We start from the raw sequence: 6,668 nt of genomic DNA on the forward strand, positions 1-6,668 counted from the left end.
TGGTGGAGGAGTCGGATCAGAAGGAGTTCGGGTCCGCGACGACCGACTCCGGCACGGGGTGACGGTAGAGCTTGCTGGCGTTCTGCCAGGTCACCTTGGCGATCTTCTCCGGCGACAGTCCGCCCACGGAGTCCTGCACGACGGCCTGGGTGCGCGGCCACAGCGAGTCGGAGTGCGGGTAGTCCTCCTCGACCATCACGTGGTCGGCGCCGATCCGGTCCAGCAGGGCGAACGAGGACGGGTCCTCGACGGCGCAGAAGTAGAAGTTGCGCTGCAGCACCTCGGCCGGGGTCAGGTCGATGCCGTCCCAGGTGCCGTACATCTCGTGGTAGGTCGCCATGTGGTCGAGCCGGTCCAGCAGGGCCGGAACCCAGCCGATGCCGCCCTCGGACATGCAGATCTTCAGGTCGGGGAAGCGCACCGGCAGCTTGGAGTAGAGCCAGTCCACGGTGGCGTGGATGGCGTAGGCGAAGAAGAGCACGCCCACCACGTCGGCCGGGGCGTCGTCCGAGGTGGACGGCGAGGTGCCCGAGGAGCCGATGTGCAGGTTGATCACGGTGCCGGTCTCCTCACAGGCACGCATGATCGGGTCCCAGTAGTCGGTGTGCATCGACGGGAAGCCCTGCAGGTGCGGGGCCTCGGAGAAGGTGACCGCCTTGAAGCCGAGCTCGGCGTTCTTGTAGATCTCCTTGGCACCGATCTCCGGGTCCAGCATGAACGGCAGCTGGCACGGGATCATCCGGTCGGGGTAGGCACCCGACCAGGCCTCGATGTTCCACTGGTTCCAGCCGCGCACCGCGGCCAGCGCGAGCTCGGGGTCCTTGGTGGTCTGCTGCAGGCGGACGCCGCCGAAGCCGGCCAGGAACGACGGGAAGCAGAGCGAGGCGTAGACGCCGGAGAGGTCCATGTCCTTGATCCGGTGGTCGATGTCCCACGCACCACGACGCATGTCGGTGAATCGAGCGGGCTCGAAGCTCCACTCGTCGATCGGGCGGCCGACGACGGCGTTGAAGCCGACGTTCGGCAGCTCCTTGCCGTCGTAGATCCACACGTCCGCGCCGTTCTTGTCGACCACGCGCGGGGCCTGCTCGGCGAACTTCGCCGGCATCCGTCCCTCGAAGGTGTTCGGCGGCTCGACCATGTGGTCGTCCACGGAGATCAGCGGGAACTTGCGATCGGCCTTGTCCGGCTCGGGCAGGAAGGTGACCTTGCCCTTCACCGCGTTGGTGAAGTCGGTGTTCTGGGAGAGCTCTTCGATGCTTGCCATGAGGCTGCCTTTCAGGAGGAGGTGAAGGACGGCGACAGATCGGGTCGCCGTCGGAGGTCAGAGGGTGAGGAAGTCGCTGACGAGCCGGGTGACGGCGTCCGCCCGCTCGTGGTGGGCCCGGCCGCCACACCCGGAGAGCGCGACGACGTCCGCGTTCGGCATCCGGCGTGCCCCGTAGAGCGCGCCGTCGAGCAGGAAGTCACGGTTCTCGCGCCCCCACAGCAGCAGCACCGGGTGCTCGACCTTCCAGCACTGCATCCACAGGGCGGACTCCTGGTCCCAGCCATCGAAGGTGCGCGAGACCGACTTGAGCCGGGCGATCGCGCCGGGCGCCATCGCCCGCTCCATCTCGACGTCCACGTCCTGGTCGGTCAGCGCGGACGGGTCGCCGACCTGGCTCTCCAGCCAGGCCAGCATCGCCGGCTCGCTGGGCCGCGCCAGGAAGGAGCTCAGCGCACGAGCGCCCTCGGGCGGGCGGGCCCCGGCCGAGTTCACGTTGAGGATGCCGGGCGCCAGCAGCGCCAGCCTGGCGAACCGGTCGGGGTGGTCGAGGGCGGCCCGCAGGGTCACCCACCCGCCCAGAGAGGTGGCCAGCACCGACGCCCGGTCGATGCCGAGCGCGTCCAGGGTCGCCACCAGCCGGTCCACGGCGTCCGCCAGATAGTCCTCGCCGATCGGCAGGTGTGCCGAGGCCCCGAAGCCGGGCAGGTCGAGCATGACCACGCGGTAGTGGGCGCTCAAGGAGGCGATCTGGTGGCTGAACTCGGTGGCGCTGTCGATGCCCGGGGCGAACCCGTGCAGCACCACCAGGGGCGCGCCCTGGCCGGTCTCCCGGCCATGCAGGCCGGTGTCGGGGACGTCCAGCGCGGTGAACGCCTCGACGGGTAGCAGGGTGCTGATGGACATGCGGTTCACCTCTCTGGGGTGGGTCGGATCAGTTGTCGAGCAGGTGGCCGATGACCACGCGGTTGAACTCGGCGGCGCGCTCCACCTGCGCCCAGTGGCCGCAGCGCGACATCACGTGGAAGCTGGCGTTGGGCATCTGCGAGAACGCGAAGAGGCCGCCGTCGTAGGGGTTCACCAGGTCCTCGCGGCCCCAGATCAGCAGCGTCTCGTGGGTGAGCGCGGCGGCCTCGCGCCACAGCTGGCCCTTGGTGAGGCCCTCCCCTTCGAGGAAGCTGACCCGCATCCGCTCGAAGTTGACCGCGGCCTCGGGGCGCTGCGAGCGCTCGAAGCGGTCGGCCACCATCGCCTCGGTGACGAAGGAGTGGTCGTAGACCATGCCCTTCATGAACGTCTCCAGCCTCTCCACGCCGGGGGTGGCGTTGAAGTCGTAGAGACGGGTGTGCCCGAGGGTCGGCTCCGGGGTGAACATCCGGGTGGTCATCCCGCCGGGGCCCATCAGTGCGAGCCGGTCCGCCAGCTGGGGGAAGTCCAGCGCGAACCGGGCCGCGACGCCGCCGCCCAGGGAGTTGCCGACCAGGTGGGCCTTCTCGATGCCCAGCGCGTCGAGCAGCTTGGCCAGGGTACGTGCGCTGTGCGAGAAGTAGTCGCCCTCGAACTCGCAGCCGTCGCTGGCTCCGAAGCCCGGCTGGTCGACGATCAGGGTGCGGAAGTGCTGCGCGAAGACGGGGAGGTTGTCCTCGAAGTTCGCCCAGCCCGAGACGCCGGGTCCGGCGCCGTGCAACAGGATGCACACCGGACCCTCGCCGGCCTCGTTGTAGTGGATGGTGAGCCCGTCGAGGTCGATCGAACGGGCGGTGGCCTCGTAGCTGTAGTCAGCTGCGGACACGTTGTGCTCCTTGGGTGGTGGTGGATGTCAGACGGTGGTCTCGACCGGTTCGCTGTGGCCTGCCGCAGCAGCCATCAGCTCGACCTCGGAGACGTCGCCGGTGAACTCGGCGACCAGATGGCCCTCGCGCATGATCAGGATCCGGTCGCACAGGCCGATCAGCTCGGGCAGCTCGGAGGAGACCAGCAGGACGCCCATCCCCTCGTGCGCGGCCTCGTCGATCAGCCGGTAGATGTCCTGCTTGGCGCCGATGTCGATGCCCCGGGTGGGCTCGTCGAGCAGCAGGACGCGCGGGTTGTGGTCCAGCCAGCGACCGAGCACGATCTTCTGCTGGTTGCCGCCGGACAGGGTGGAGACGGCCGCGTCGTCGTCCGGGGCCTTGAGCTGCAGCTTGGCGCGCAGCATGGCCAGCAGGCCCTCGCTGTCCTTGTCGCGGACCACTGCGGCCAGCGAGTTGGCCCCGTAGGCGACCGCGGAGGCGTTGGCGCGCACGCTCTGCTCCATGGCCAGGCCACGGGTGCGACGGTCCTCGGGCACCAGGCCCAGCCCGGCGGCGATGGCCTGGCGCGGACGCCCGGCGCGCAGCCCGCGGCCTGCCACCTCGACCTCGCCGGCACGCGGCAGGAGTCCGTAGACCGACTCCAGGATCTCGGAGCGGCCGCTGCCCACCAGGCCGCCGATGCCGACGACCTCACCGGCACGCACCTCGAGGTCGATCCGGCCGGCGAGTCCGGCCGGCTGCAGGTCGCGCGCGGCGAGCACCACCTCGCCCGCCGGGGCGGGCTCGCGGCGGTACTGCGCGTCGACGCTGCGGCCCACCAGCAGCTCGATCAGCTGGTCCTCGCTGGTCTCGGCGGTGTTCACGGTGGCCACGAACTCGCCGTCGCGCAGCACGGTGACGGTGTCGCAGATGGTGAGGATCTCGGGGATCCGGTGGCTGATGAAGATCTGCGCGGCGCCGCGGGTGCGCAGGTCGCGCATCACGCCGAAGAGCCGCTCCACGTAGTCCTCGGTCAGCGAGGCCGTGGTCTCGTCGAAGCCGATCACCTTGCAGTCCCAGGCGAGCACCCGGGCCACCTCGACCATGTGCCGGTCGTCCTGGGAGAGGTCCGCGACGATCGCCAGCGGGTCCAGGTCGAGCCCGGCACGCTCGAGCACCTCGGCCGCCTGCTGGTTGACCCGGCGCCAGGAGACCAGCCCGTTGCGGCCGACCCGGCCCAGCGCCAGGTTCTCCGCCACGGTGAGCTCCTCGCAGAGCATCGGGTCCTGCATCACCACGCCGACGCCGGCGGTGAGCCGGTCGTGCGCGCTGCCGGCGGCGAGCGCCTCGCCGGCGACCCGGACCTCGCCCAGGTCGGGGATGACCTGGCCGGAGACGACCTTCATCGCGGTGCTCTTGCCGGAGCCGTTCTCACCGATCAGGCCACGGATCTCCCCCGGCGCGACCTCGAAGGAGAGGTCGGCCAGGGCGACCGTGCCGCCGTAGGTCTTGCGGACACCGCTCAGGCTGAGCGCGGGGCTCGTCATGTCCTACCCCGCGACCGCATCCGGTCGATGCCGACGGCCACGATCAGGACCAGGCCGGTGACCATGCCCTGCCAGAACATCTGAACCTCCATCAGGTTCAGCACGTTGGCGAGCAGGGAGACGAACAGCACGCCGATGAAGGTGCCGACGAAGGTGCTCTTGCCGCCCATGAAGGACGAGCCGCCGAGCAGCACCGCCGCGATCACCTCGAGCTCCATGCCGGCGCCGATGGTCGGCGAGGCGGCCTGGATCCGGCCGGCCATCACCACGCCGGCGATGCCGACGAAGATGCCGTTGAGGGCGAACGCGGCCATCTGCACGCGCTCCACCGGGATCCCGGCGATCCGCGCCGCCTCGGGGTTGCCACCGATGGCGAGCAGGCTGCGGCCGAGCGTCGTGTACTTCATCAGCAGCATCGAGCCGACCAGCAGGATCAGCGCGAGGGCCACCGGGACCGAGATCGGGCCGACGGAGCCGTCGCCGAGCCAGACCACGAAGTCGAAGCCCTCACGGTCGTAGAGCTGGACCGAGTTGCCGTCGGTGCGCAGCTGGGCGATCGCCTTGAACACCGACATGGTGCCGAGGGTGACCACCATGAAGGACATCTGGAACTTGGCGATGAAGAGACCGTTGCCCAACCCACCGAGGACCGCCGAGGCCACGATCACCGCGAGCACCGCCAGCGGCACCGGGAGGCCAGCCTCCATGAAGCCCAGCAGGATGACGGTGTTCAACGCCATCAGCGAGGCCAGCGAGAGGTCGATCATCCCGATGGTGATGACGTAGGTGGTGCCGATCGCCAGCAGCAGCGGGACCACGGCCCCGCGCATCACGTTGTTCAGGTTGGCGTAGGTCAGGAAGAACTCGTTCGTCGCCGACATGTAGACGAACATCGCCACGACCAGGACCGCGATCCCGGTCCACGGCGGAGCCTTGCGCAACATCTCGACCGCGTTCGCGGCCCGGGCCGGGCCCGGCGCCGACTTCGGCGCCGAGCCCGTGGGGGTGAGAAGGGAGGTCATGTTCTGTCTGCCGCCTACTTCACCGCGGCGCAGCGCTCAGCCGCACCGGCCACCGCGGCGTTCGCCGAGGTGTAGGTCTCGTACGGCAGGGAGAGGAAGTCGACCTTCTCGCCGGCCTTGACCTTCTCCGCCTGGACGCTGGCCTGGTAGGCCAGGTTGAACAGGTCCGCGCCGAAGGCGGCGTCGATGTCGCCGGACTTCACCGCGGCCAGGGTCTCCGCGTCGCTGTCGATCGAGATGATCACCAGGTCGACGCCCTGGCTCTTGGCAGCGAGCGCCGCGCCACGGGCCATCGCGCCGTTCTGGGCGAAGATCGCGTCGATGCTCTTGTCGCTGGTGAGCAGGTCCTCGACCTTCTTCTGCGCCTCCTCCGTGGTGATCTTCTCCATGTTCAGCTCACGGGCGACCTCGATGCCGGCGGTCGCGGCCTCCTCCTTGAACAGGGAGGCGCGCTGGTCCGACATCGGCTGTCCCGGCGGCGGCGAGAGCAGCGCGACGCGCTTGACGTCGGCGTGGTTCTCGCTGAGGTAGGAGACCATCAGCGCCGGGACGCCGGCGTCGTCGGGGGCGACGTGGCTCGACGCGTCGGTGGCGAACTTGCCCTCGGCGTCCGGGGAGACCGGGTCGATGACGGCCATGTCGGCGTCCTTGGCACGGTCGTAGGCCGGCTTCAACGCGGCGGGGTCGACCGGCATCACGAAGAGGCCGTCGATCTGACCGCTGCGGGCGACCAGGCTGTCGATGTCGTTGAGCTGCTTGTTCACGTCGCCGTCAGCGACCGTGATCACCGGGTCGTCCAGGTCGTTCTTGTCGGCGTAGCAGGTCAGGCCGGCGACGAAGTCGTCGACCGGGCCGCCACCGGAGAAGCCGTTGACGAACGCCATCCGCACGGCACCGCCGTCCGACGACGAGCCGGAGTCCTCGCCGCACGCGGCAAGGGTTGCGGTCAGCGCGACGACGGAGACGCCGGCGAGGATCGCCTTGGAGTTGAAGCGGGACATGTTTCCTCCACGAGGAACGGGGCATCCCGGAATGCCAGGTTTGGTAGGGGTCGAGGTGA

The 6,668-nt window shown here is 69.5% G+C and carries 6 protein-coding genes; all 6 read right to left on the reverse strand.

What is annotated here, in order from left to right; translation table 11 throughout:
- Nucleotides 1–16: 16 nt before the first annotated feature.
- From ABD151_RS00680 to ABD151_RS00705, 6 genes are read right to left on the reverse strand one after another with little or no spacing between them, the layout of a single operon-like run.
- Nucleotides 17–1,267 (reverse strand): amidohydrolase family protein, encoded by a 1,251-nt coding sequence (locus tag ABD151_RS00680; protein WP_343990193.1) that lies wholly within the window; start codon nt 1,265–1,267, stop codon nt 17–19.
- A gap of 57 nt (nt 1,268–1,324) precedes the next feature.
- Nucleotides 1,325–2,173, reverse strand: coding sequence for an alpha/beta fold hydrolase (locus ABD151_RS00685; RefSeq protein ID WP_343990196.1), 849 nt, complete (start codon nt 2,171–2,173; stop codon nt 1,325–1,327).
- Nucleotides 2,174–2,201: 28 nt separating this feature from the next.
- Nucleotides 2,202–3,059: an alpha/beta fold hydrolase gene (locus tag ABD151_RS00690; RefSeq protein ID WP_343990199.1), complete on the reverse strand. Its 858-nt coding sequence runs from the start codon at nt 3,057–3,059 to the stop codon at nt 2,202–2,204.
- A gap of 27 nt (nt 3,060–3,086) precedes the next feature.
- Nucleotides 3,087–4,586: a sugar ABC transporter ATP-binding protein gene (locus ABD151_RS00695; protein ID WP_343990202.1), complete on the reverse strand. Its 1,500-nt coding sequence runs from the start codon at nt 4,584–4,586 to the stop codon at nt 3,087–3,089.
- Complete coding sequence (locus tag ABD151_RS00700; RefSeq protein WP_343990205.1) at nt 4,583–5,608, reverse strand: ABC transporter permease; 1,026 nt, start codon at nt 5,606–5,608, stop codon at nt 4,583–4,585. Before ABD151_RS00700 ends, ABD151_RS00695 begins: the two co-directional genes overlap by 4 nt.
- Before the next feature lie 14 nt (nt 5,609–5,622).
- Nucleotides 5,623–6,609: a sugar ABC transporter substrate-binding protein gene (locus ABD151_RS00705; RefSeq protein ID WP_343990209.1), complete on the reverse strand. Its 987-nt coding sequence runs from the start codon at nt 6,607–6,609 to the stop codon at nt 5,623–5,625.
- Between the last annotated feature and the right edge of the window lie 59 nt (nt 6,610–6,668).

This window comes from Nocardioides dubius, from assembly GCF_039528155.1.
Classification (GTDB): domain Bacteria; phylum Actinomycetota; class Actinomycetes; order Propionibacteriales; family Nocardioidaceae; genus Nocardioides; species Nocardioides dubius.

Excerpts from the sequence above, each read along its gene's own strand:
- ABD151_RS00685 (WP_343990196.1), bottom strand. The coding sequence starts at position 2,173 with ATGTCCATCAGCACCCTGCTACCCGTCGAGGCGTTCACCGCGCTGGAC.
- ABD151_RS00680 (WP_343990193.1), bottom strand. The coding sequence starts at position 1,267 with ATGGCAAGCATCGAAGAGCTCTCCCAGAACACCGACTTCACCAACGCG.
- ABD151_RS00705 (WP_343990209.1), bottom strand. The coding sequence starts at position 6,609 with ATGTCCCGCTTCAACTCCAAGGCGATCCTCGCCGGCGTCTCCGTCGTC.
- ABD151_RS00700 (WP_343990205.1), bottom strand. The coding sequence starts at position 5,608 with ATGACCTCCCTTCTCACCCCCACGGGCTCGGCGCCGAAGTCGGCGCCG.
- ABD151_RS00695 (WP_343990202.1), bottom strand. The coding sequence starts at position 4,586 with ATGACGAGCCCCGCGCTCAGCCTGAGCGGTGTCCGCAAGACCTACGGC.